The sequence below is a fragment of the Achromobacter sp. 2789STDY5608615 genome (assembly GCF_001298995.1).
GTDB lineage: Bacteria > Pseudomonadota > Gammaproteobacteria > Burkholderiales > Burkholderiaceae_B > Achromobacter > Achromobacter insuavis.
On record NZ_CYTY01000025.1, the window covers coordinates 67968 to 89638 of the forward strand.

Annotated in this window: 21 protein-coding genes and 1 pseudogene; 13 read left to right on the forward strand and 9 right to left on the reverse strand. The window is 68.7% G+C overall.

The annotated features are described in order from the left end of the window. Positions 1 to 28: 28 nt before the first annotated feature. Positions 29 to 1651: a methyl-accepting chemotaxis protein gene (locus tag AOZ49_RS20775; RefSeq protein WP_054477489.1), complete on the reverse strand. Its 1623-nt coding sequence runs from the start codon at positions 1649 to 1651 to the stop codon at positions 29 to 31. A 145-nt stretch (positions 1652 to 1796) separates the two neighbouring features. Further along, positions 1797 to 3205, reverse strand: a pseudogene (locus AOZ49_RS20780) (MFS transporter). A gap of 507 nt (positions 3206 to 3712) precedes the next feature. On the opposite strand from AOZ49_RS20780, the gene AOZ49_RS20785 reads away from it, so the two are divergent. From AOZ49_RS20785 to AOZ49_RS20800, 4 genes are read left to right on the forward strand one after another with little or no spacing between them, the layout of a single operon-like run. Then, entirely contained in the window at positions 3713 to 4228 is a 516-nt protein-coding gene (locus tag AOZ49_RS20785) for a spore coat protein U domain-containing protein (protein WP_054477491.1), read from the forward strand. Continuing rightward, entirely contained in the window at positions 4228 to 4962 is a 735-nt protein-coding gene (locus AOZ49_RS20790) for a fimbrial biogenesis chaperone (RefSeq protein ID WP_231689818.1), read from the forward strand. Before AOZ49_RS20785 ends, AOZ49_RS20790 begins: the two co-directional genes overlap by 1 nt. A 55-nt stretch (positions 4963 to 5017) precedes the next feature. After that, complete coding sequence (locus tag AOZ49_RS20795; RefSeq protein ID WP_082380513.1) at positions 5018 to 7363, forward strand: fimbria/pilus outer membrane usher protein; 2346 nt, start codon at positions 5018 to 5020, stop codon at positions 7361 to 7363. Further along, positions 7360 to 8352 (forward strand): Csu type fimbrial protein, encoded by a 993-nt coding sequence (locus AOZ49_RS20800; RefSeq protein WP_054433994.1) that lies wholly within the window; start codon positions 7360 to 7362, stop codon positions 8350 to 8352. Before AOZ49_RS20795 ends, AOZ49_RS20800 begins: the two co-directional genes overlap by 4 nt. 21 nt (positions 8353 to 8373) lie before the next feature. Here the strand turns inward: AOZ49_RS20800 and AOZ49_RS20805 are convergent, their stop codons facing one another. The 3 genes from AOZ49_RS20805 to AOZ49_RS20815 form a co-directional block, all read right to left on the reverse strand. Next, positions 8374 to 10077 (reverse strand): MFS transporter, encoded by a 1704-nt coding sequence (locus tag AOZ49_RS20805; protein WP_054434028.1) that lies wholly within the window; start codon positions 10075 to 10077, stop codon positions 8374 to 8376. A gap of 120 nt (positions 10078 to 10197) precedes the next feature. Further along, positions 10198 to 10521: a SorB family sulfite dehydrogenase c-type cytochrome subunit gene (locus AOZ49_RS20810; RefSeq protein WP_054433993.1), complete on the reverse strand. Its 324-nt coding sequence runs from the start codon at positions 10519 to 10521 to the stop codon at positions 10198 to 10200. Positions 10522 to 10535: 14 nt separating this feature from the next. Beyond that, a complete protein-coding gene (locus AOZ49_RS20815) occupies positions 10536 to 11771 on the reverse strand; it encodes a SorA family sulfite dehydrogenase catalytic subunit (RefSeq protein WP_054433992.1) in 1236 nt (411 codons plus the stop codon). A gap of 143 nt (positions 11772 to 11914) precedes the next feature. On the opposite strand from AOZ49_RS20815, the gene AOZ49_RS20820 reads away from it, so the two are divergent. Next, complete coding sequence (locus AOZ49_RS20820; RefSeq protein WP_054433991.1) at positions 11915 to 12331, forward strand: ribosomal maturation YjgA family protein; 417 nt, start codon at positions 11915 to 11917, stop codon at positions 12329 to 12331. Positions 12332 to 12405: 74 nt separating this feature from the next. Here AOZ49_RS20820 and AOZ49_RS20825 read toward each other — a convergent pair whose 3' ends face one another. Then, positions 12406 to 12615, reverse strand: a complete 210-nt coding sequence (locus AOZ49_RS20825; protein WP_054433990.1) for a hypothetical protein — start codon at positions 12613 to 12615, stop codon at positions 12406 to 12408. Between the two features lie 224 nt (positions 12616 to 12839). Between AOZ49_RS20825 and AOZ49_RS20830 the strand changes: the two genes are divergently transcribed. The 4 genes from AOZ49_RS20830 (at position 12840) to AOZ49_RS20845 (ending at position 14705) form a co-directional block, all read left to right on the forward strand. Then, entirely contained in the window at positions 12840 to 13571 is a 732-nt protein-coding gene (locus AOZ49_RS20830; RefSeq protein WP_006387284.1) for a TenA family transcriptional regulator, read from the forward strand. A 70-nt stretch (positions 13572 to 13641) separates the two neighbouring features. Then, on the forward strand, positions 13642 to 13980 hold the full coding sequence (locus tag AOZ49_RS20835; RefSeq protein WP_054477493.1) for a 2Fe-2S iron-sulfur cluster-binding protein: 339 nt from the start codon (positions 13642 to 13644) through the stop codon (positions 13978 to 13980). Positions 13981 to 14022: 42 nt separating this feature from the next. After that, a complete protein-coding gene (locus tag AOZ49_RS20840) occupies positions 14023 to 14364 on the forward strand; it encodes a ferredoxin (protein WP_082380514.1) in 342 nt (113 codons plus the stop codon). After that, positions 14361 to 14705, forward strand: a complete 345-nt coding sequence (locus AOZ49_RS20845) for a 2Fe-2S iron-sulfur cluster-binding protein (protein WP_054433988.1) — start codon at positions 14361 to 14363, stop codon at positions 14703 to 14705. The genes AOZ49_RS20840 and AOZ49_RS20845 overlap by 4 nt, the downstream gene beginning before the upstream one ends. Before the next feature lie 59 nt (positions 14706 to 14764). Here the strand turns inward: AOZ49_RS20845 and AOZ49_RS20850 are convergent, their stop codons facing one another. Beyond that, positions 14765 to 15481, reverse strand: a complete 717-nt coding sequence (locus AOZ49_RS20850; RefSeq protein ID WP_054433987.1) for a GntR family transcriptional regulator — start codon at positions 15479 to 15481, stop codon at positions 14765 to 14767. Between the two features lie 77 nt (positions 15482 to 15558). Next, the gene (locus AOZ49_RS20855) at positions 15559 to 16296 is read right to left on the reverse strand and encodes a sulfite exporter TauE/SafE family protein (RefSeq protein WP_054433986.1); all 738 of its coding nucleotides are present in this window, start codon (positions 16294 to 16296) and stop codon (positions 15559 to 15561) included. 225 nt (positions 16297 to 16521) lie between these two features. Here AOZ49_RS20855 and AOZ49_RS20860 point away from each other — a divergent pair, with 225 nt between their 5' ends. The 4 genes from AOZ49_RS20860 to AOZ49_RS20875 all read left to right on the forward strand — a co-directional run bounded on the left by AOZ49_RS20860 (position 16522) and on the right by AOZ49_RS20875 (position 21171). After that, the gene (locus AOZ49_RS20860; protein WP_054433985.1) at positions 16522 to 18054 is read left to right on the forward strand and encodes a hypothetical protein; all 1533 of its coding nucleotides are present in this window, start codon (positions 16522 to 16524) and stop codon (positions 18052 to 18054) included. A 117-nt stretch (positions 18055 to 18171) separates the two neighbouring features. Then, positions 18172 to 19632, forward strand: a complete 1461-nt coding sequence (locus AOZ49_RS20865) for an aldehyde dehydrogenase family protein (protein ID WP_054433984.1) — start codon at positions 18172 to 18174, stop codon at positions 19630 to 19632. A 20-nt stretch (positions 19633 to 19652) separates the two neighbouring features. Then, the gene (locus AOZ49_RS20870) at positions 19653 to 20132 is read left to right on the forward strand and encodes a GlcG/HbpS family heme-binding protein (RefSeq protein WP_054433983.1); all 480 of its coding nucleotides are present in this window, start codon (positions 19653 to 19655) and stop codon (positions 20130 to 20132) included. Between the two features lie 22 nt (positions 20133 to 20154). Beyond that, positions 20155 to 21171: a 2Fe-2S iron-sulfur cluster-binding protein gene (locus AOZ49_RS20875; protein WP_054477495.1), complete on the forward strand. Its 1017-nt coding sequence runs from the start codon at positions 20155 to 20157 to the stop codon at positions 21169 to 21171. Positions 21172 to 21195: 24 nt separating this feature from the next. On the opposite strand, the gene AOZ49_RS20880 is transcribed toward AOZ49_RS20875, so the two are convergent. Continuing rightward, positions 21196 to 21633, reverse strand: coding sequence for a universal stress protein (locus AOZ49_RS20880; RefSeq protein WP_054433981.1), 438 nt, complete (start codon positions 21631 to 21633; stop codon positions 21196 to 21198). Positions 21634 to 21671 lie beyond the last annotated feature (38 nt).

Here is a 21671-nt window from a genome sequence, read left to right on the forward strand (position 1 = left end):
GGCCCGAGGCCGGCGCCGCGCGCGGGGATCAGGCCGACAGCGCCAGGCGTTCACGCACCGGCAGGGCCGGCGGCGCGTATTCCTGCTGGCCGGCCGGCAGCCGGAAGGTGCTGACCGACTGCTGCAGGCGCTGCGCCTGCGATTCCAGCGAGGCCGCCGCGGCGGCGGCCTGTTCGACCAGCGCGGCGTTCTGCTGCGTCACCTGATCCATCTGCGTGACGGCGGTGTTGACCTGGTCGATGCCGGTCACCTGTTCGTGCGAGGCGCTGGCGATGTCGCCGACCAGCGTGGTCAGCCGCTCGATCGCCGCCTGGATTTCCTCCATGGTGCGGCCGGCGGTCTCGACCTGCACCGCGCCGGCCTGCACCGTCGCGCCCGAGGCGCCCAGCAGCTGCTTGATTTCCTTGGCCGCGCTGGCGCTGCGTTGCGCCAGCGAGCGCACCTCGCCGGCCACCACCGCGAAACCCTTGCCCTGCTCGCCGGCGCGCGCGGCCTCGACCGCCGCGTTCAACGCCAGGATGTTGGTCTGGAACGCGATGCCGTCGATCACGCCGACGATGTCCTCGATGCGCCCCGAGTCCTGCGCGATCTCGCGCATGGTGGCGACCGCGCTCTGCACCGCCGCGCCGCCGCGGCGGGCCACTTCCGAGGCCTCGGCGGCCATGGCGTTGGCCTGGCGCGCGTTGTCGGCGTTGCTGGTGACGGTGGACAGCAGCTGTTCCATGCTGGCCGCGGTCTCCTCGAGCGAGGCGGCCTGTTGCTCGGTGCGGCTGGACAGGTCCTGGTTGCCCGCGGCGATCTCGCTGGAGCCGGTGTTGATCTCGGCCACGCCGTCGCGCACCGAGTGCACCGTCTGGACCAGGCTGGCCTGCATTTCCTGCAGATACGGGATCAGTTGGCCGACGCAGTTGTTGCCGTAGGTCGCGATGGGCGCGGTCAGGTCGCCCGAGGCGATGTGCTGGAAGTGGCGCTTGACCACGTTCAGCGGCCGCTGCATGAAGAGCACGACATAGCGGTCGCCCAGCACCAGCAACAGCAGGCTGATGCCCAGCACGATGCCGATGCCGACATAGGCGTCGCGGCGTTCGACGCTGGATCGTGCGATCAGGTCTTCCTGGCGCTGCCTGGCGTAGGCCTGGTAGTTCTCGATGCTCTTGCCGAAGGCGCGGCTGGCGGTGACGACCGGCCCCGAAGCATGGGCGCGGGCCTTCTCGATGTCATCCTGCGCCAGGAAATTGCGCTGCACCGCGATGCCGCCGTTGACCAGCGCGTCGAAGTCGTTGCGCAACGGGTCGAGGATCGACGCGGGGGTATCGTTCTTGGCCGACTCCAGGAACGCCTGCTGGTTCTTGCGGGCTTCCTGCAGCGCCGCGTCGATCGCGCGGCCTTCTTCGGCGGCCGGCGCGGCCAGGCCGTCGCGGGCGTACTCCAGCTGCCGCGCCAGCCGCAGGCGGGCGCGCATGATCTGGTCGTTGATGAGGGACAGCGAGGAAACTTCGTTCAGCAGGTCGTTGCTGGCTTCGAGGGCGTCGCCGGCGTGGCGCAGGCCGTTGACGCTGATGGTCGCCTGGCCGGCGAACAGGACACTGATCATGAGCAGCGTGCTCAGGATCATGCGGCGGATGGTGATGTCTTTCAGGAACTGTGTCATACGCGTCTTTCTAGGGGGGTAGGAGACTGCCTCACCCCGGACAACGGCCCGGCCCCCTTTGATATTTAGCGCGTGTTGCACATCTTACGTATGTGTCGATTGATCCACGATATATAACGACATTAACTGTAATAAAAGTGTCTTTTCACCGTGCGGCGGGCGCTTCGGCCGGTTCGATCGCGCCAAAGCGCAGCCGCGCGAAGCTCGCCAGGCTGGCCAGGGCGGCGCACAAACCGCCCAGCCACAGCGCGATCACGGCGCCATGGGTGGTCGACACGTTGAAGCACGCCGCCACCAGCGCGGCGCCGGTGGCCTGCCCCAGCAGCCGCACCGTGCCGATCATGCCGCTGGCCCCGCCCGCGCGCGACGGCGGCGCCGAGGTCATGATGGCGCGCAGGTTGGGCGACTGGAAGAAGCCGAAGCCGGCGCCGCACAGCGCCATGCGCCACGAGATGTCCCAGGCCGAGGGCGCGGCCGGCAGCACGGCCAGCGACGCCATGCCCAGGGCCAGCAGCGCCAGCCCCACGCCGCCGAGGATGCCGGCCGGATAGCGGTCCGACAGGCGGCCGGCGATGGGCGCCATGATCGCCACCACCACCGGCCACGGCGTGATGAGAAAGCCGGTATGCACCTGGGTGTAGCCCAGCACCGTCTGGAACAGGAACGGCAGCGACACGAACGCCAGCGCCTGCGCCGCGAATGCGCACACGGCGGTGGCGGCGGACAGCGCGAACAGCGGCCGGCGCAACAGGTCCACCGCCAGGATCGGCGCGGGGTGGCCGGCCTGGCGCCGCATCAGCAGCCACAGGCTGGCCGCCGCCAGGCCCATTCCAGCGTCACGCGCGGCCACGGCGCGCTGTGCGCCAGTTCGTTCGAGCCGAGCACGAACAGGCCCAGCGTCAGCGCGCAGAGCGCCGCCGCCAGGCCGTCGAAGCCGTGCGGCGCGCGCGTGGTCAGGGGCAGGCCGCGCAGGCCCAGCGCCACCGCCAGCAGGCCGATCGGCACGTTGATCAGGAACAGCCAGTGCCACGATCCCAGCAGCAGGATGGTGGAGGCCGCGGTCGGCCCCGCGGCGAACGACAGGCCCACCACCATCGCGTTCAGGCCCATGCCGCGACCCAGCACCGGGGCCGGATAGATGAAGCGCAGCAGGGCCGCGTTCACGCTCATGACGCCAGCCGCGCCCAGGCCCTGCAGGATGCGGGCCGCCACCAGCACCGGCAGCGACGGCGCCAGCCCACAGGCCAGCGAGGACAGCGTGAACACCACGATGCCGACCATGTAGACGCGCCGGTGCCCCAGGATCTCGCCCAGCGCCGCCGCCGGCAGCAGGCCCGCGACCATCGCCAGCTGGTAGCCGCTGATGACCCAGATGGAGCCCGCGTCGCTGGCCTGCAGGTCGCGCGCGATGGTCGGCAGCGCGGTGTTGGCGATGGCGGTGTCGAGACTGGCCATGCAGACCGCCAGCATGACCGCCAGCAGCGCGCCCAGGCGTTCGGACGCCGGCAGGCCGCGGCCCGCCGGATGGATGGTGTTGCTTGAGAAGGAGAACATGAGGAGACGCGCGGCGAAACGCCGGGGCCGACGGCTGTGGGTGAGCGTTGATTCTAGTGCGACATGTCGATTCAACGCTTCGTCAGCCGGGCGCGCATGACCGCGCCGTCGACCGGGCGTGGCGCGCGCATGGCGGGCGGGCGCAATGGCGCGCGCGGGGTGATTATCGGCCGCTCGGCATTAATGCGACCGGGCGGTCACCCGTGGCGGCGGCGGAATAATCATCAAAGCATAATCTCGCCGCCGGCAATTCCCGCATTTTTCAGGACGTCTGTTACTAATTGAAATTCTCTAATGTGCTGAATTACAACAAAATATCCAATCCCGGATTAATCGTGTTTTCATAGAGACAATTCAATTCGTTGTCCGGGATTCTTAATCCGTTTGGTGAGAAGTGGTAAGCGATGCGGGTTTGAATTTAACCAAATTGTGCCCGCCTACTTTATTCGCCGTACCATGGTTGTTATGCAGGTCTGACAGTGCAGCAGTATTTCGTGGGAGTGATTCATGAAACGCTTGTCCTTGTGCGCGACGACTCTGACTTTGACACTGGCGGCGGCCGGCGCCCTGCCCCAGGTGGCGTTGGCCCAGACCACGGCCAACATGACGGTGACGCTGACCATTACGGCCAATTGCACCATTGCCGCGAATAACCTGAGCTTCGGCAGTCACGGCCTGCTCACCACCGCGGTGACGGGCAATACCACGGTCAACGTGACCTGCACCAATACCACGCCCTATACCGTCGGCCTGAGCGCCGGCAGCGGTTCGGGATCCACCTTCGCCACCCGTTATATGAACGGGACCGGGACGGGCAATACCGCCAGCACGGTGCAATACCAGTTGTACCAGCCGGCGCCCAACCAGACGGTGGTCTGGGGCGATACCGGCTCCACCGATCGCGTCGGCGGCGTCGGCAATGGCTCATCGCAGGCGCTGACCGTGAACGGCACGGTGCCCGTGCAGAGCACGCCGGCGCCCGATACGTATTCCTCGACCGTGACCGCGACGGTGTATTTCTAGTGGCCCGCCCATTCGCGGGCCGTCTTTTCCGCATACTGGTCGGTGCGGCGTTCGCCTGGAGCGTCCTGGCCGTGCCGGCGCGGGCGGCGACGCTGCAGATATCGCCCGTGCTGGTGGACCTGCCGCCGCAGCAGAGCGCCACCGGCATCATGCTGCGCAATCCGGGCATCACGCCCATTTACGGCCAGGTGCGCGTCTACGCCTGGGACCAGGCCCAGGGCGATGACGTGCTGGCGCCGACCGAGGCGATCCAGGCCAGTCCGCCCATCATCCAGGTGCCGCCCAAAGGCGAGCAATTGGTGCGGCTGGTGCGGGCAGGCAAGGACGTGGCGCCGCTGGAGCAGAGCTACCGGCTGGTGATCGACGAGATTCCCGATCCGTCCACGCCGCTGGTCAATGGCGTGGTGTTGCGCATGCGCTATTCGGTGCCGGTCTTCGTGGCCGGCGCCACGCCCGAACCGACGCCGGAGCTGGCCTGGCACCTGGCGCGCGACGGCAAGGAATGGGTATTGCGACTCGCCAATACCGGCACCCGCTATGCGCAGGTGGCGGCCCTGCAGGTCGTGGGCGGCGCCGATGCGCAGCTGGGCAAGGTCGACGGGCTGCTGGGTTATGCCCTGGCGCAGCGTCAGCGCGAGTGGCGCTTTCCCGCCAGGCAGGCCGCGCCCGGACAGGTAAGGATCAAAGCGCTGGTGAACGGCAATCCCGTCACCGTGACACCGCGAACCGACTGACTGATTGCGTCCCGCGCCGCCTTGTCGGCGGCCTCGGGGTAAGAGAAGGCAGCCCATGGCAGTACGCGCTATCCGTGCATGCGGGCGCTGCGCATGCCGCTTCGCGCTCGTGCTGTTCGGAGCGTCGGCGGTGGCGGCGGATTTGCCCATCCAACTGGTGTCGTTCGGCGATATCGCCGAACGCGATGTCTATTTGGAGGTGAGTATCAACGGCGTGAACACGACGCAGCTGTTGCGTTTCCGGGACGCGCAGGGCCGCCTGTCGGCCAGCCCGGGCGCGCTGGGGTCGGTCGGCGTGGACGTGAGCAAGATGGGCGCGGCGCGCGACAGCGAGATCCGGCTCGATGACGTCGCCGGGCTGCGCTACACCTACAACGCCGCCATGCAATCGGTGAACCTGGTGGTGCCCGACGGGCTGCGCCAACCGTTCCAGGTGGATACCCGCGGCCTGCCGCAGACGCCGCGCGCGACCGCGGGGCGCGGCCTGCTGGTGAACTACGAGGCCTATGCGCAGACCGATGCCTACAGCACCGTGTCGCTGTACAGCGAACAGCGCTATTTCGACAGCCATGGCACGCTCAGCAATACCGGCACCACCTATCTGGGCGGACGCGCCGACCGCTATGTGCGCTACGACACCTACTGGACCCATTCCAACCAGGACACGCTGCGCACGCTGCGGATCGGCGACACCATCACCTCGTCCCTGAACTGGTCGCGCTCGGTGCGGGTGGCCGGCATCCAGTGGGGGAGAAATTTCGCGTTGCGTCCGGACCTGGTGACGTTTCCGGTATCGTCGCTGAGCGCGTCGTCGGTGGTGCCGTCGTCGGTGTCGCTGTACGTCAACGGCGTGCAGCAGTATTCGGGCAATGTGCCGGCCGGGCCGTTCGTGGTCAACCAGATCCCGGGCATCACCGGCTCGGGCCAGGCCACGCTGGTCACGCGCGACGCGCTGGGGCGCAGCGTCAGCACTTCGGTGCCGCTCTACATCGACACGCGCATGCTGGCGGCCGGGCTTTCCAGCTATTCCATCGAGATGGGCGTGGCGCGGCGCCAGTTCAGCGTGCGCTCCTTCGACTACGACAAGCGTCCCGCCGTCACCGCCTCGGGCCGTTACGGCCTGGACGACGCGCTGACGCTGGAGGGCCATTCCGAAATGAGCGCCGGCGTCTACAACGTCGGCGCCGGCGCCCTGGTCCGGCTGGGCCAGGCGGGCGTGGTCAACGGCGCATTGTCGGGCAGCGCCGGGCACTACAACGGCGGCCAGGTGAGCGTGGGCTACCAGTATGTCGAGCCCGCGTTCAGCGTCGAACTGCAGACCGTGCGCGCGCTGGGCGACTATGGCGACCTGGGCTCGCGCGAGGACGCGCCGATGCCGCGCCAGACCGACCGCGTGACCTTCTCGCTGCCGCTGACGACCTCGCAGAGCGTCGCGTTCAGCTATATCGGATTCCGCATGCCGCAGACGCCCGCCGCCCGGATCGGATCGGCCTCGTACACCGCCAACCTGCACAGCCGCGTTTCGATGAACCTGAGCGCGTACAACGATTTCTCGCAAACCAATTCGCACGGTGTCTATCTTGGCTTTTCCATCCTGCTGGGCGACAACACCCAGGCCAGCGCCTCGGTGGGCCGGCAGGGCGACCAGAGCATCTACAGCGTCGGCGCGCAGCACAATGTGGACTATGACGGCGGCTGGGGCTGGGGCGTGGAGAACGGCCGCAGCGGCGGCCGGCAGTACAACCAGGGCAAGGTGCAGTTCCTGGGACGCTATGGCCAGCTGACCGCGCTGGGCCAGGACTACGGCGGCAAGAGCCAGGCGGCGTTGCAGGCCACCGGCGCCGTGGTGCTGATGGACGGCGCGCTGACGCCCTCGCGCCGCATCAACGATGGCTTCGCGCTGGTCAGCACCGACGGCACGCCGGATGTCTCGGTGCTGCACGAGAACCGCAAGCTCGGCCGCACCAACAGCGCCGGCCACCTGCTGGTGCCGGACCTGAATTCCTACCAGGTCAACCGGCTGTCCATCGACCCCGATGAACTGCCGGTGGACATGAAGCTGGAGACGACCAAGGCGGTGGCGGTGCCGCAGTCGGGTTCCGGCGTGCTGGTCAAGTTCGAACTGCAGCGCTACGCGGCGGCCTCGGTCATCCTGCGGCGGCCCGACGGCGCGGCGGTGCCGGTGGGCGCGCAGGTCGCGCACATCGAAAGCGGCAAGCAGTCGGTGGTGGGCTACGACGGCATCGCCTTTGTCGAGGACCTGCAGGCGGAGAACCATCTGCGGGTCAAGGGCGGCGGCGTGTCGTGCGTGGTGGAGTTCCCGTACCGGCACGATCCCGCGCGGCCGCTGCCCACGCTGGGGCCGTTCACTTGCCAGCCGTTGAAGGAGCCCGGCCAATGAAGTCCATCCTGTTCGCGCTGGGGGTGGCGTTGGGGGCGGGATGGTCGGCCGATGCCCAGGCGACCTCGTGTTCGCTGGGCGCCGCGACCACCAATACGACCAACTTCGGCCCGGTCAATCCGCTGCTGTCCACCGATACCTACGCCGACAGCAACACCGTGGCGGTGACGTGCAATTTCACCGCGCTCGCGTTTGGCGCGCGTCTGTGCTTTTCCGCCGGGGTGGGCACCACCAGCCCGTCGACGGCGGCGCGGGCGCTGGGCTCGGGCGCCTATCGCATGAACTACAACCTGTACACCGACAGCGGCCACAGCCAGGTCTGGGGCAATGCGACCACCTCGGCGCCGACCTCGGTGCTGCTGGCCGGGCCGGTGTTGTCGACAGGGTCGGCGTCGACGTCGTTCGCCTATTACGCCAAATTGCCGGGCAGCCAGACCACCGTGTCGACCGTCGGCAACGCCAACACGCTGTACAGCGAGAGCTACACCAACACGATACGCGTCGACATCTCCTGGGGGCTGTTGGCGAGCCTGCTGGTGAATTGTCCGATCGCCGCGCCCAGCCAGACGTTGTACGTGCCGCTGACGGTGCAGGCGACGGTGCAGAAAAACTGCTCCATCAATACGACCAACATGGCGTTCGCGCCGCAGGGGCTGCTCAAGCAGGCCGTGACGGCGACGGCCCAGATCACGGTGCTGTGCACCAACAACAATGCCTTCGCCGTCGCGCTCAACGGCGGCTCGGTGGCCGGCAACGTGCTGGCGCGCAAGATGAAGCACGCGACCGCCGCGGATACCGTCAGCTATCAGCTCTACCATGATTCGAACTACGCGACGGTCTGGGGCGATGGCGTGACCGGCGGCACCGCGCTCAACAGCACGGGCACGGGAGCCAACCAGCAGTTCACGGTCTATGGCCGCGTGCCGGCGCAGACTACGCCGCGGCCGGGCAACTACAGCGACACGATCCTGGTCACGATCACGTTCTGAGGGCCGGCGCCGGGATCGCCCCTACAGCGATTCGGGCTCGCGCCGCAGCGAGAAGCCCTGCGCCTCGTTCATCGCCAGGTAGCTGACGTTGCGCGACACCACCGGCGGCTTGTCGCCGTCATGCAGCGCCAGCAGGCCGTCCAGCACCATCTTGTCGGCCAGCGTCATGCGGTCGATCATGCGCAGGTACTGCATCCAGCTTTCCACCAGGAAGACCTCGCGCCAGACGCCCTCGCGCTCCAGGTCGCGGAACAGCTGCCATTGCTGCGCGCCATTGCGCAGCCGCAGCAGGCGCAAGGGCCGCGCCGCGTCGATCAGAGCCGACAGCTTTTCCTTGGGGATCAGGTATTCCACCGCCACCAGCACCGCGCCGTGCTGGGTGTTGAAGCCGGCGGCCGAGAGCGCCGGCTCGGTGGTGTCGGCGCGCGCCAGCGATTGCGTGTTGACCTGCTCCGGCAGCCGCGAGCGGTACAGCAGCGCGACGGTGATGGCCAGCATCACGCCCGCCGCCGACAGCGCGCCGGACACGCCCATGGTGCCGGCGAAGTGGCCCCACATGAACGAGCCCGCCGCCAGGCCGCCGAAGATCGCCGTCTGGTAGAGCGCCAGCGAGCGCGCCTTGACCCAGTCGGGCACCAGCATCTGCACGGTGGTGTTGTAGGTGGCCAGCACGCCGATCCAGCAGGCGCCGGACACCAGCAGCGCCGGAAACGCCAGCCACAGCGTGCTGGTCAGCCCCAGGATCAGCAGGCAGGCGGCCAGCAGCCCGGCCGCCACGCTCACCAGTCCGCTGGCGCCCCAGGCCGCCTGCAACCGGCGCACCACGGCGCTGCCGAGGATGGCGCCGACGCCGAGCGCGCCCAGCATGTAGCCGTACAGCAGCGCGTTGCCGTCCTCGTGGTCGTAGGCCAGCAGCGGCAGCAGCGCCCACAGCGCGCTGGCCGACAGGCCGAAGGCGAACGCACGCAGCATCACCACCCGCGTCACGGTGGAGTGCTGGGTGTAGCGCAGCGCGGCGACCACGCCTTCCAGCAGGCGTTCCGGCGGCAGCCGGCGCGGCGCCACGTCGCGGCGCCAGCGCCAGATGGCCCAGATCAGGCCGCCGTAGCAGACGCAGTTCAGCAGGAACACGACGGGCGCGCCGGCCGCGCCCAGCAGCAGGCCGCCGATGGCCGGCCCGACCGCGCGCGCCACGTTGTAGTTGACGCTGTTGAGCAGCACGGCGCTGCCGATGTGCTCGCGCGGCACCTGTTCGCCCACCGCCGCCTGCCACGCGGGGGTGACGATGGCGCTGCCGATGGCGATGCAGAAGACCGAGACGATCAGGGTGATGGGGTGCAGCAGGCCGATGAAGGCCAGCACGGTGATGAAGATGCCGCCGGCCAGCTCCAGCAGCATGCCGACCAGCATGACCTTGCGGCGATCGTAGTTGTCGGCCAGCACGCCGGTCAGGATCGACAGGGCCACCAGCGGGAAGGCGGCGGCCACCTGGATCATGGCGACCATCAGCGGGCTGCTCTGCTCGGTGGTGATGACCCAGGCCGCGGCCACCGACTGCGCCCAGGTGCCCAGGTTGGCGAACAGGTTGGCGATCCAGATGATGCGGAACGCCGGGAAGGCAAAGGGGGATAGCGTGCTGACCCGCAGGACCGGCTTGGGGGCGGCGGCGGGCGCGCCCGGCGATGTGGGGGGAAGATCGTTGTTGGCCGAGACGGGCTGGAGCATGGAGGCCTCTGTGATCACCCGGCGACGGCGGGTGGGGGCTGTCCAATGGTACGCCTATTGAGAGGCCGGGTTAAGGCAAGGCGCCGCGCGCCCCGGAGACGCGCGGCGCGCGGGACGCGCTCAGGGCTTGGCCGGGGCCGGGCCGGGGTAGGCCTGGTTCAGGTACTCGACGATCAGGGGCACCTGTTCGGCCGGAATCGGCGCGCCATAGGTGCCGACCATCTTCTTGACCTCGGCATCCCAGAAGCCCAGCGGCATGGGCGGCTGCGAAGACAGGTAATCGACCGAATGGCACATCAGGCACAGGGTGGCGCCCTGGGCGCCGGGGCCGGTGCCGGGATGCAGCGTGGCGGTTTCCTGGGGCAGCTGGATGTCCAGGGCGAACGCGGGCGCGGCGGCGCTGGCGGCGGCCAGCGCCAGGACCAGGCGGGCAAAGGGGATCATGGCGGGCTCCTGGCTCAGGCGGCGTCGATGCGCACGGTTTCGACCACGTTGCGCATGTAGCCGGCCGGATTCCACAGCGGCTCCAGCGGCTGGGTCTCGCCGGCCTGGTTGGTGGCGCGCGCCTTGAGCGCGTAGCGGCCGGCCTGGGTGGGCGTGAACTCGGCATGCCATTCGCGGAAGGAATAGCGTCCCAGGTCCTGGCCCAGCGTGGCGGCGCGCCAGGTCTTGCCGTCGTCGGCCGAGAACTGCACCTCGCGGATGCCGCGGCCGCCGTCGAAGGCGATGCCGCGCACCTGCACGCGCGCGCCCTTGGCGACGCGGGCGCCATCGGCCAGGCTGGTGATGAAGCTGCGCACGTTGTAGCGGCCGATGGGACGGGTCTTGTCCGGCGCCTTGCCCGCGGGCGTACAGGCGCAGTCGTTGTCGGGGATGCGGTAGGCCTTCTGCATCCAGAAGCCGTCGAACTCCTTGTCCAGCACCTGGATGTCCGCCAGGTGCTTGACCCAGTAGGTGCCGTAATAGCCGGGCACCACCAGCCGCACGGGATAGCCGTTGAGCATCGGCAGGTCGGCGCCGTTCATGGCGTAGGCCAGCATCACCTCGCCGTCCAGCGCATGGGCCGCGTCCAGCGCCTTGACGAAGGCGGGCGTGCCCTGCAGCACCGGCCGGTCCAGGCCCTGGAACGTGACCTGGCGCGCGCCGGCCTGGATGCCGGCCTTCTCCAGCACGCGCTTGAGCGGGATGCCGAGCCAGCGGGCGTTGCCCATGGCGCCGTTGCCGAGCTGGCCGCCGCCCACGCGCGGCTCGAAGAAGCCGCGGCTGTTGCCGGAGCACTGCGTCACGGCCACCAGCTCGACCGGCTGGCCGAATTGCTGCTTCAGGTCCGCCAGCGACAGTTCCAGCGGCGTGCCGACCGAGCCGCCGATGCGCAGCCGGTAGGCGGTGGCATCGATAGCGGTGGGGATGTTGCCCAGGTGGTAGCGCACGAAAAAGGCGTCGTTGGGCGTGATCACGCTGTCGTTGAACACCGCGAACGGCGTTTCCAGCTGCGGCGGCCGCGAGGTCTGGCGGATCAGGGGGCGTTTCTGGGGGTAGGCGATCAGGTCGCGCTCGCCATTGGCGAACGGCAGGGTGACGGTGGCGGGGGCCGCCAGGCTGGTGAGGGCGTGGCCGGCCAGCGTGCCGGTCGCGCCCAGGGTACAGGCCTGGCGCAGGAAGCGCCTGCGCCCATCCGTATCGAATGCGCTCATGCATGTCTCCTTGTGTTTTTCTAGTACCCTCGCCTGCGGCGTGGTCGAATCAGGCTACGCCCGCCGGCCTGACAAATGCGTTAACAGTTGCGTCGGCCGTTCCAATAACCGCGTTTTCCGCGCCCAGCGCGCCTGACCTCCCGATGCGACTGACCTTCAACCGATCGGCGTTCGCCGCCCTGCTCGCCGTGACCGTGGTGGAGGTGCTGATCGCCACCCTGGGCAAGCCCTACCCGCTGTTGCGCGGGTTCGTGGGCGATGTGCTGGCGGTGGGCTGGGCCTATCTGGTGTATCGCAGCTTCATCCGCGCGGGCGTGCTGCCGCTGGCGGTCGCGGCGCTGCTGACCGGCTACGCGGTCGAGTTCGGCCAGTACCTGGCGCGGCTGTTCGGTTGGCGCCTGGAACAGCCGGTGCTGCGCATCCTGCTGGGCAGCGTGCCGGACTGGTGGGACGTGCTGGCCTACACGCTGGGGTTCTTCCTGGTGCTGCTGCTGGCCGGGGCGCGGCGTCGGTGGCGCTCGGGCCGTCAACCGGTCGGCTCCCAGGCCGCCGGGACCTAGGCCATCGGGGCTGGCCGGGCGCGCGCAAGGCGCCCCGGATGGATCGCGCCCGTCCTGATGGAGGGCGACCGGCGTCAGCCCGCCTGGATGGCTGGCGTGCGCTTGTCGGCCTGGACCGACGGCGCGGCTTGCGGCCGCAGCCGGGCGTTGCGGAACGGCGCCAGGCATTCCGACCACGACGAGGGGAACAAGGGCGTGGCATGGCGCACGGCATCGCGGCCGGCGTAGTGAGCCAGCAGCTGCTGGCCGATGGGGGCGTCTCCCAGGGGATGGCGGGTGGTCATGGTATTTCCGTATTGCATTGAAAGTGTATTCATTGTACCAGTCGGCCGCCCATGCCGCCAACCCCGGTTGCCCACGCCAAGTCCTTGATATCAGAGGGACCGTCCCTTTTATGAGCGATCCGCAGCGGGAATACCCTAGTCGATCAAAACGGTAGACGGTATACAATGTTCATCATCGGTCGAAGACTTCGGCCGCCCCTCCCTCACCAGACCTGGAGCGCGTCATGGCTGAACTGATGAACCGAGATGAATTCCGTACCGCGTTGGAAAACGCAATCAAGGGCAAGAGCGCCAACGCCTCGCCGTTTTCGATCGCCTGGGCCGAAGGCAAGCTCAGCCGCGAACACCTGTCGCGCTGGGCCGAGAACCACTACCACTACGTCGGCCCGTTCGCCGACTACCTGGGCTACCTGTACGCCCGCACGCCCGACACCTACACCGAGGCCAAGGATTTCCTGCTGGCCAACATGTATGAAGAGGAAATCGGCGGCGACCGCCATACCGATCTGCTGATCCGCTTCGCCGAGGCCTGCGGCACCACCCGCGAACGGGTCACCAATCCGGACAACATGTCGCCCACGACGCGGGCGCTGCAAAGCTGGTGCTACGCCGTGGCGATGCGCGAAGACCCGATCGTGGCCGTGGCCGGCCTGGTGGTGGGCCTGGAATCGCAGGTGCCGTCGATCTACCGCAAGCAGACGCCGACCCTGCGCGAGAAATATGGCTTCACCGATGAGGAAGTCGAGTTCTTCGACCTGCACATCGTGTCCGACGAGATCCATGGCGAGCGCGGCTACCAGATCGTGCTGGAGCACGCCAACACGGTGGAGCTGCAGCAGCGCTGCCTGAAGATCTGCGAGATCGGCGCGCAGATGCGGCTGCTGTACACCACCGCGCTCTATACCGACTACGTGCAGCAGGAAATCGCGCTGCCCGAGCTGGGCCTGGCCGCCTGAGTTCCCTGCCCGCCGCCGCCGCCCGCGCCGTCCGCGCGGACCGCGGCGGGCGCCAACGGATACCTGATCCATGCCTACCGTCGTATTCCACAAAGACGGCCAGACCCATACCGGGGTGGTGCCGGACAACGCCAACCTGGTGGTGCGCGCCGGCATCCGGCAGTTTCCCTTTCCGCACCTGCGTTACGAATGCGGCATGGGCAAGTGCGCCAAATGCGCCTGCCGCGTGCTGTCGGGGGCGGAACACCTGCCGCCGGTGAACTGGAGGGAAAAGAAGCAGCTGGGCGAGCGCATCGACGCGGGTTACCGACTGGCCTGCCAGCTGTGGCTCGACCACGATATCGAACTGGCGCAGGACGTCGAGGCGGCGGCGCCGCGCGAGGTCGTTGCCGCCGCCGAGCAGCGCTAGCCGCCAGGCCCTTCCCGAACGCAATCTGCAAAGGAACCGCGCATGACCCGCGACGCGAATGACGCCGTGTTCGTGATCCTGACGTCCAAGCCTGGCGTATACCGCACCGAGGCGGACGCGCTGGCCGAGATCGTCGAGACCTACGACTACGCCTGCGATGGCCGCCTGCGCGCCGTCTTCAGCATCGCGCGGCTGCGCGGACCGAGCCGACTGGTGGTCACCGAGGAAACGCCGCCCTATGTGGTGAACCGGGTGCCGTCCAAGTTCCTGGAGGCCTTCGGTTCGCTGGAGGCCGCGCGCCAGGAGCTTATCCACCTGACCCGCTTCGGCAGCATCGATACCACCCTGACGCGGCATCCCGACCGCGTCGCCGCGGAGCAATGAGCAGCATGGTCAAGATCACGTTTCTATCGAATGGCGGCAAGGTGGCCCAGGCCCCGGAGAACAGCAATCTGCTGCGGGTGTCGCTGAAGGAAAAGGGCGGCATTCCGTTCAAGTGCGGCGGCGGCCTGTGCGGCACCTGCAAGTGCCGCATCGAGCAGGGGCTGGAAAACACCGACGCCATCAAGCCCAAGGAACGCAAGCACCTGCGGCCCGAAGACTTCGAGGCCGGCTATCGCATGGCCTGCCAGACCTTCGTGCTGGGCGACGTGGCCGTGTCCTGGGTGGTGCGCGACGGCAAGGGCGTGGTGACGGACGCTGAGGCGCAGCCGGCCGCGTCATGAGCGCCGCGCGGTCATCGTCACGGCGCCGCGACGGCCGCGCCTGATGGCCGCGGCCGCGCTCAGGCGGCCGACGAGTGCGCCTGGCGCGTCTCGGTGTAGGCCTTGGCGGCGTTGTGCACGTGCTGGCTGGCCAGCAGCGCGGCCAGGTCGCCGTTGCCGGCGATGACGGCGTTCAGGATCTGCGAGTGTTCGTCCCAGTTCTGCTTGGCGCGGTGCATGTTGCTGGGGGCGAACAAGAGCGCGGTGCGGTCGCGCAGCGAACGCATCAGGTCGGTCAGCACCACGTTGCCGCCGATGGTGGCCAGCATTTCGTGGAACTGCGAATTCAGCGCCAGGAACTTGTCCAGCTGCTCGCTGCGCGCGGCCTCGGTGCCTTCGCGCAGGAACGCCTGCAGGCGTTCGACGGTCTTGTCGTCGCGGCGCTGCGCGGCCAGCTTGGCGTTCAGGCCTTCCAGCGTGGCGCGCACTTCCACCATGTCGTAGGCCACCGCGTCCGACAGCACCGACACCGACGCGCCGCGGCGCGGTTCGATGGTGACCAGCCCTTCGGCGGCCAGCGCCCGCAGCGCTTCGCGCACCGGGATGCGCGACACGCCCATTTCTTCCGACAGACGGCCCTCGACCAGGCGGTCGCCGGGCGTGAATTCGCCGCTGAGGATGCGCTCGCGCAGCTTGTCGCGGATGACCGCGAACAACTGCGGATGCTGCTCGCCGATCTTCAGCGGAGCAGATTGCTGCGTGTCTACGGCTTGCGAGCTGACGGGCGAAGTGGTCATGGCGAGCAGGTCTGGCGGAATGGATACAGTCTTCATTGTATTACCGGGCGGGGCGCCCACGGCGTCGGCGGGCGGCGTCAGCCGGCCCACAGGGCCTTGGCGATCACGCCCAGCGCGCCGAGGGCGCAGGCGACCAGCAGCACGGCGCGCACCGCGCGCGGCGGCAGCCGCGAGCGCAGCCGGCCGGAAACGGCGAAGCCGGCCAGCAGGAACGGCGCCAGGCTGAGCGCCAGCGCGGCGTGGTAACCGGTGTAGCGGTCGGCCAGCGCCAGCATCGCCAGCGAGAAGATCGACCCCAGGAACAGCACCATGCCCAGCGTGGCGCGCAGCCGCGGCGGCTCGGCGTGCTGCAGCACCAGGGCGATCGGCGGGGCGCCGACCGAGGTCATGGTGCCCATGATGCCCGAGGCCACGCCAGCGCCCGAGACCCGGCCCGGGGTGGCGGCAAAGCGCAGGCCGGCGGCGCTGAGGACGACCGCCGCCAGGATCATGGCGGCGAACAGCAGGCCCAGCGCCTGCGGCGCGAAGCGCGCCATGGCGTAGATGGCGATCAAGGTGCCGGCGGCGCGCCCGGTCAGGGCATAGCCGACCGCCGGCCAGTCGATCGCGCCGCGTTCGCGCAGCGCGGTCAGCAGCGAGATGAAGCCGCCCAGCGTCAGCAGCGGGCCGGGGGCGAGCTGCGGGAAGCACAGCGCCGCCACCGGCGCGGCGAACATGGCGAAGCCGATGCCGCCCACGCCCTGCGCCAGCGCGGCGCCGAAGACGACCGCGGCCATGGCCGCGTAATGCCAGAGATCGGGAAGGGCGACGGGCATGTCAGAAGTCTCTTTTATGTATACGGTAGTCTGACTGAAAACCGGTCGTGCACCAAGATTGGGCTTGCGCCCCAACTTAATGCACTGATTTTCCTGGGATATTCATGGAAATTTCAGAATTATCGGTTTCCCTAGGCGGCGCATATTTCGGTTGGTATGGCGCATAACGAAATATAGTATACCGAAGTGGCGATCTCAACAGCCACGTCACAAGGGGAATAGCGCATGCAATCGGACGTCGTCCTCAACGCCGCTCACTGGATGTACCTGGCCAGCGTCGCCGCCATCATCCTGACGATGGTCCTGCGGGCCAACGTGGTGGTGCCGTCGGTCATCGGCACTTTTCTGGTGGTGCTGGCCATCACCGGCAACCCGATCAGCGCGCTGATCGGCATCTTCTCGGCCAGCTTCGTGGCCGCCAAAGAGCTTTTCAACATTTTCCTGGTCATCACCTTCATGACCGCCCTGCTCAACGCGCTCAAGACGCTGCAGGCGGACGTGCGCATGGTGCAGCCGTTCCGGCGAGTGATGCGCGGCGGCCATTCGTCGTTCGTCATCATCGCCCTCTGTACCTATGTGATCTCGCTGTTCTTCTGGCCGACGCCGGCGGTGCCGCTGGTGTCCGCGATCCTGCTGCCGGCGGCCATCGCGGCCGGGCTGCCGCCGCTGGCGGGCGCCATGGCCATCGCCATCGCCGGGCAGGGCATGGCGCTGTCGTCCGACTACGTGATCGGCGTGGCGCCGGGCATCAGCGCCAAGGCCGCCGGCGCGGCGGTCAGCGCCGCGGTGGTGGCGGACCGCGCGCTGGTGCTGTCGCTGATCACCGGCGCGGTGGCGCTGACCGTCGCCTACCTGCTGGTGCGCAAGCACATCGTGCCGGCCGACCCGGGCCTGTTGTCGGCCTGGCAGGCGCGCGCCCAGGACGGCAGCCTGGCCGAGATCGAGCAGTCCGGCTCGTTCGACAAGGCCGAGCTGGCGCGCGGCACCATGGGCGCCAACCCGGCGCTGCCGCGCGGGCCGGGGCTGGACGACGAGGAACGGCGCCGGGTGCGCTGGTCGCGCGTGTTCGCGGTGGTGACGCCGCTGGCCTTCCTGGGCGTGATCGCGGTGATGGTGCTGCCGCGGCTGTTCCCGTCGCTGCCGGCGCTGCGCGGCGGCGACGCGGCGGCCCTGGTGGGCGGCGTGGCGTTCGTGGTGATGATGCTGGTGACGCTGGCCGCCGAAGGGCCGCGCAAGATGCTGGACGTCTGCCCCGAGCACGTCACCGACGGCTTCGTGTTCGCCTTCAAGGCGATGGGCTCGGTGCTGCCGATCGCCGGCTTCTTCTTCGTCGGCGCCAACGAGACCGCCGCGCAGATCCTGGGCATGCCGCAGGCGCAGGCCCCGGGGCTGCTGTTCGAAGTGATCTCGGCGGGCCAGCACCTGATTCCCGAGAACCACTTCCTGGTGGCGTTCGGCGTGCTGCTGGTGGGGATGATCACCGGCATCGACGGCTCGGGTTTCGCCGGCCTGCCGCTGACGGGCACGCTGTCGGGCGCGCTGGGCCCGGTGGTGGGCGTGGACCCGGCCACGCTGGCGGCGGTGGGCCAGATGGGCGCGGTGTGGACCGGCGGCGGCACCCTGATCGCCTGGTCGTCATTGATCGCCGTGGCGGGGTTTGCGCGGGTCCACGTGCTGTCGCTGGTGCGGGCGCTGCTGCTGCCCGTGCTGCTGGCGCTGTTCGTGTCGACGATCTGCGCCGTGCTGATCTGGCATTGACGCCGGTTCGGGTTTACGCGGATCGAACCATTTAGATTAAAGTATACAATGTTCAGAAATTACCTCAGACGGCCAATTTCCGGGCATTCCGGCCAGCCCGGCAAAGGAAGGACTTCCGTGGACGAGCTTTCGCAGCAGGCATTTCTGAATCACATCGGCGGCGAATGGGTCGCCTGCGCCTCGGGCGCGACGGCGCCGAACCTGAACCCGGCCGACAGCGCCGACGTGGTGGGGCGGTTCCAGCAATCGGACGCCACCGATGGCGCCCGCGCCGTGGCGGCGGCGGCCGCCGCCTTTCCCGCCTGGCGCGACACGCCGATCTCCAAGCGCGCCGCCATCCTGTTCCGCGCTGCCCAACTGCTGGAGGACCGCGCCGACAGCGTCGCGCGCGAACTGACCCGCGAGGAAGGCAAGGGCCTGGCGCTGGCGCGAGACGAAGTGCTGCGCTCGGCCCAGACCCTGCGGTTCTATGCGGTGGAAGGGCAGTCGTTCACCGGCGAGACCTTCGTCAACGACGATCCGGACATGGTGGTCTACAGCCAGCGCGAGCCGCTGGGCGTGGTGACGGTGATCTCGCCGTGGAACTTCCCGATCTCGATTCCGGCGCGCAAGATCGCGCCGGCGCTGATCACCGGCAATACCGTGGTGTTCAAGCCGTCGTCGGACGCGCCGCTGTCCGGCTACCGCCTGGCGCAGGCGCTGATCGAGGCGGGGTTGCCGCCGGGCGTGCTGAATTTCGTGACGGGGCCGGCCTCGAAGGTGGGGCAGGCCATCACCACCGCGCCGGCGGTGCGCGCCATTTCCTTCACCGGCTCGACCTCCGCCGGCGAGCAGATCCACCGCGGCGCCGGCCTGACCACGCGCACGCAGATGGAGCTGGGCGGCAAGAACCCGCTGATCGTGCTGGCCGACGCCGACCTGGATCGCGCGGTGGACCTGGCGGTCAAGGGCGGGTTCTCGCTCAGCGGCCAGGCCTGCACCGGCACCAGCCGGCTGCTGGTCGATCGCAAGGTGCTGCCGGCGTTCACCGAGAAGCTGCTGGCGCGCATGGCCAAGCTGACCATCGGCAACGGCCTGGAGGGCAATTTCGACCTGGGGCCGCTGGCCACCCGCAAGCAGCTCGACACGGTGCTGAGCTACATCGCGCTGGGCAAGCAGGAAGCCACCCATCTGATCGGCGGCGAGCGCCTGGACGGTCCGGGCTTCGAGCGCGGCTATTACGTGACCCCGGCCCTGTTCACCGACGTGACGCAGCAGATGCGCATCGCGCGCGAGGAAATCTTCGGCCCGGTGCTGGCGCTGATCGCGGTGGACGGCTACGACGAGGCCATCGCCTGCGCCAACGACACCGAGTACGGCCTGGCCGCCGCCATCGCCACCCGCGACGCGCGCTACGCCCATCGCTTCGCGCGCGACATCCAGGCCGGCACCGTCAAGATCAACCGCACCACCACCGGCAATCTCATCAACGCGCCGTTCGGCGGCCTGAAAAGCTCCAGCACCTCGACCTTCCGCGAATCGGGCCGGGTCGGGCTGGAGTTCTACACCCAGATCAAGACCGTCTACCGCGCCGGCTGACGGCCCTTTGGAGAACAGACATGAAGCAGATCTATCGCCTGGAACTGGAAGAAGCGCGCGCCATGGTGCGCGCGGCCATCGCCCGATCGGAACAGATCGGCGTGCTGGAATCGGTGTGCATCGTCGATGACGGCGGCTACCCGATCGCGCTGGAGCGCATGGACGGCGCCCGCATCACCGGCCCGCAGATCGCCTGGAACAAGGCCTTCACCGCCGCCGGCCACAAGCGTTCGACGCACCTGTTCACCACGCCGCCAAACGGGCCGGCGCTGCCCGGCAACGAGGCCTTCGGCATCCAGTGGAGCTTCGAGGGCAAGTTCGCGGCGTTCGTGGGCGGCTTTCCCATCGTGGTCAACGACGAGGTCATCGGCGGCGTGGGCCTGAGCGGCGGCAACGGCGAACAGGACACCCAGGCGGGCCTGGCGGCGCTGACGGCGCTGGCCGAAATGCTGGAGCCGCGCGGCCTGAAGGTGCTGGTGCAGGCGGACATCAAGAAATAAGCGCCGGCAGGCGGGGAATTCCATGGCACATCGCATTCATCTGCTCGAGACCGGACAGACCTTCGAGGCCGAGCCCGGCGAATCCGTGCTGGCGGCGGCCGAGCGCGCCGCGGTCCGGCTGCCGCATGAATGCACCTTCGGCGGCTGCGGCACCTGCCGCATCAAGCTGGCCGAAGGGGCGGTCGATTACGAGGAGTTCCCGATGGCGCTGACGCCGGAAGAGGCGGCCCAGGGCTATGCCCTGGCCTGCCAGGCGCGGCCCCGCGGCGACCTGTGCATCAGCGTCGCCAACCGGCGCCAATTCGCCGAGCCGCGCCGGCTGGATGCCACCGTGCACCGCATCGCGTCGCTGTGCGACGACGTCATCCACCTGACGCTGGCGCTGCCGCCGGATGCGCCGCTGGACTACGCGCCCGGGCAGTACATGAACGTGGTGCTGCCGGACGGCGCCACCCGCAGTTTTTCGATGGCCTCGGCGCCCGCCGGCAACCTGGTGGATTTCCACGTGCGCCGCATTCCGGGCGGCCGCTACACCGACCAGTGGCTGGGCCAGGCGCGGCCGGGCGCGGCGCTCGAGATCGAGGCGCCGCTGGGGGTGTTCAGCTACCACGAGGAAGATTGGCGGCCGATGATCATGATGGCGACCGGCACCGGCATCGCGCCGATCAAGGCCATCCTGGAATCGCTGCTGGACAGCGACGATTGCCCGCCGGTGACGCTCTACTGGGGCATGCGGACCGAGGCCGACCTGTACCTGCGCGACCAGATCGCGGGCTGGGCCGGGCGCCTCTACGAGTTCAATTTCGTGCCGGTGCTGTCGCGCGCCGGCGCCGATTGGCAGGGGCGGCGCGGCCATGTGCAACAGGCGGTGCTGGCGGACCACGGCGACCTGTCCGAGCACGCCATCTACCTGTGCGGCGCGCCGGCGATGATCAGCGAGGCGACCGCGCTGCTGGCGGGGCGCGGGGCCAGCCTCGATCACGTCTACGCCGACAGCTTCACCTTCCAGCACGCGCCGGCCGCGGCGGCGATGCCATAGGGCGACACCACCGGCGACGCCCGCCTAGCGGAACACCAGCACCGGCAGCTTGGTGCGCGCCAGCACGCGCTGGGTCTCGCTGCCGAGCAGGAAGCCGGTCATGCCGTGGCGGCCATGCGATCCCATCACGATCAGGTCGCAGCCGCGCTGCTGCGCGGTGTCGACGATGGCCTCGTGTGGATGGTCGTTGACGGCGACGGCGGTCTCGCACGGCACCAGCGCGTGGCGCGCCTCGGTCTCCAGCCCGTCGAGATAGGCGCTGGCGTTCTTGCGGGCCTGGTCGGTGTGCTGGGCCTGGTGCGCGCCCAGCATCTCGGCCTGGTAGACCGTCAGGTGATCTTCCGGGATGGCGCGCAACAGGGTGATGGAGGCGTTCATTTCCTTGGCGAAAACGAGCGCCTTCTTGAACGCCGACTCGGACAGCAGGGAGCCGTCCACGGCGATGAGCAGATGCCTGTACATGTTGCGTCTCCTTTGAGAAAAGGAACGTCCAGCAAGGG

Bases quoted from the DNA above. Each gene is read 5' to 3' on its own strand.
- AOZ49_RS20810 (WP_054433993.1), bottom strand. From the start codon at position 10,521: ATGATCCCCTTTGCCCGCCTGGTCCTGGCGCTGGCCGCCGCCAGCGCC.
- AOZ49_RS20875 (WP_054477495.1), top strand. From the start codon at position 20,155: ATGGCACATCGCATTCATCTGCTCGAGACCGGACAGACCTTCGAGGCC.
- AOZ49_RS20820 (WP_054433991.1), top strand. From the start codon at position 11,915: ATGCGACTGACCTTCAACCGATCGGCGTTCGCCGCCCTGCTCGCCGTG.
- AOZ49_RS20800 (WP_054433994.1), top strand. From the start codon at position 7,360: ATGAAGTCCATCCTGTTCGCGCTGGGGGTGGCGTTGGGGGCGGGATGG.
- AOZ49_RS20830 (WP_006387284.1), top strand. From the start codon at position 12,840: ATGGCTGAACTGATGAACCGAGATGAATTCCGTACCGCGTTGGAAAAC.
- AOZ49_RS20815 (WP_054433992.1), bottom strand. From the start codon at position 11,771: ATGAGCGCATTCGATACGGATGGGCGCAGGCGCTTCCTGCGCCAGGCC.
- AOZ49_RS20880 (WP_054433981.1), bottom strand. From the start codon at position 21,633: ATGTACAGGCATCTGCTCATCGCCGTGGACGGCTCCCTGCTGTCCGAG.
- AOZ49_RS20775 (WP_054477489.1), bottom strand. From the start codon at position 1,651: ATGACACAGTTCCTGAAAGACATCACCATCCGCCGCATGATCCTGAGC.
- AOZ49_RS20835 (WP_054477493.1), top strand. From the start codon at position 13,642: ATGCCTACCGTCGTATTCCACAAAGACGGCCAGACCCATACCGGGGTG.
- AOZ49_RS20785 (WP_054477491.1), top strand. From the start codon at position 3,713: ATGAAACGCTTGTCCTTGTGCGCGACGACTCTGACTTTGACACTGGCG.
- AOZ49_RS20860 (WP_054433985.1), top strand. From the start codon at position 16,522: ATGCAATCGGACGTCGTCCTCAACGCCGCTCACTGGATGTACCTGGCC.
- AOZ49_RS20795 (WP_082380513.1), top strand. From the start codon at position 5,018: ATGGCAGTACGCGCTATCCGTGCATGCGGGCGCTGCGCATGCCGCTTC.
- AOZ49_RS20870 (WP_054433983.1), top strand. From the start codon at position 19,653: ATGAAGCAGATCTATCGCCTGGAACTGGAAGAAGCGCGCGCCATGGTG.
- AOZ49_RS20850 (WP_054433987.1), bottom strand. From the start codon at position 15,481: ATGACCACTTCGCCCGTCAGCTCGCAAGCCGTAGACACGCAGCAATCT.
- AOZ49_RS20805 (WP_054434028.1), bottom strand. From the start codon at position 10,077: ATGCTCCAGCCCGTCTCGGCCAACAACGATCTTCCCCCCACATCGCCG.
- AOZ49_RS20845 (WP_054433988.1), top strand. From the start codon at position 14,361: ATGAGCAGCATGGTCAAGATCACGTTTCTATCGAATGGCGGCAAGGTG.
- AOZ49_RS20840 (WP_082380514.1), top strand. From the start codon at position 14,023: ATGACCCGCGACGCGAATGACGCCGTGTTCGTGATCCTGACGTCCAAG.
- AOZ49_RS20825 (WP_054433990.1), bottom strand. From the start codon at position 12,615: ATGACCACCCGCCATCCCCTGGGAGACGCCCCCATCGGCCAGCAGCTG.
- AOZ49_RS20855 (WP_054433986.1), bottom strand. From the start codon at position 16,296: ATGCCCGTCGCCCTTCCCGATCTCTGGCATTACGCGGCCATGGCCGCG.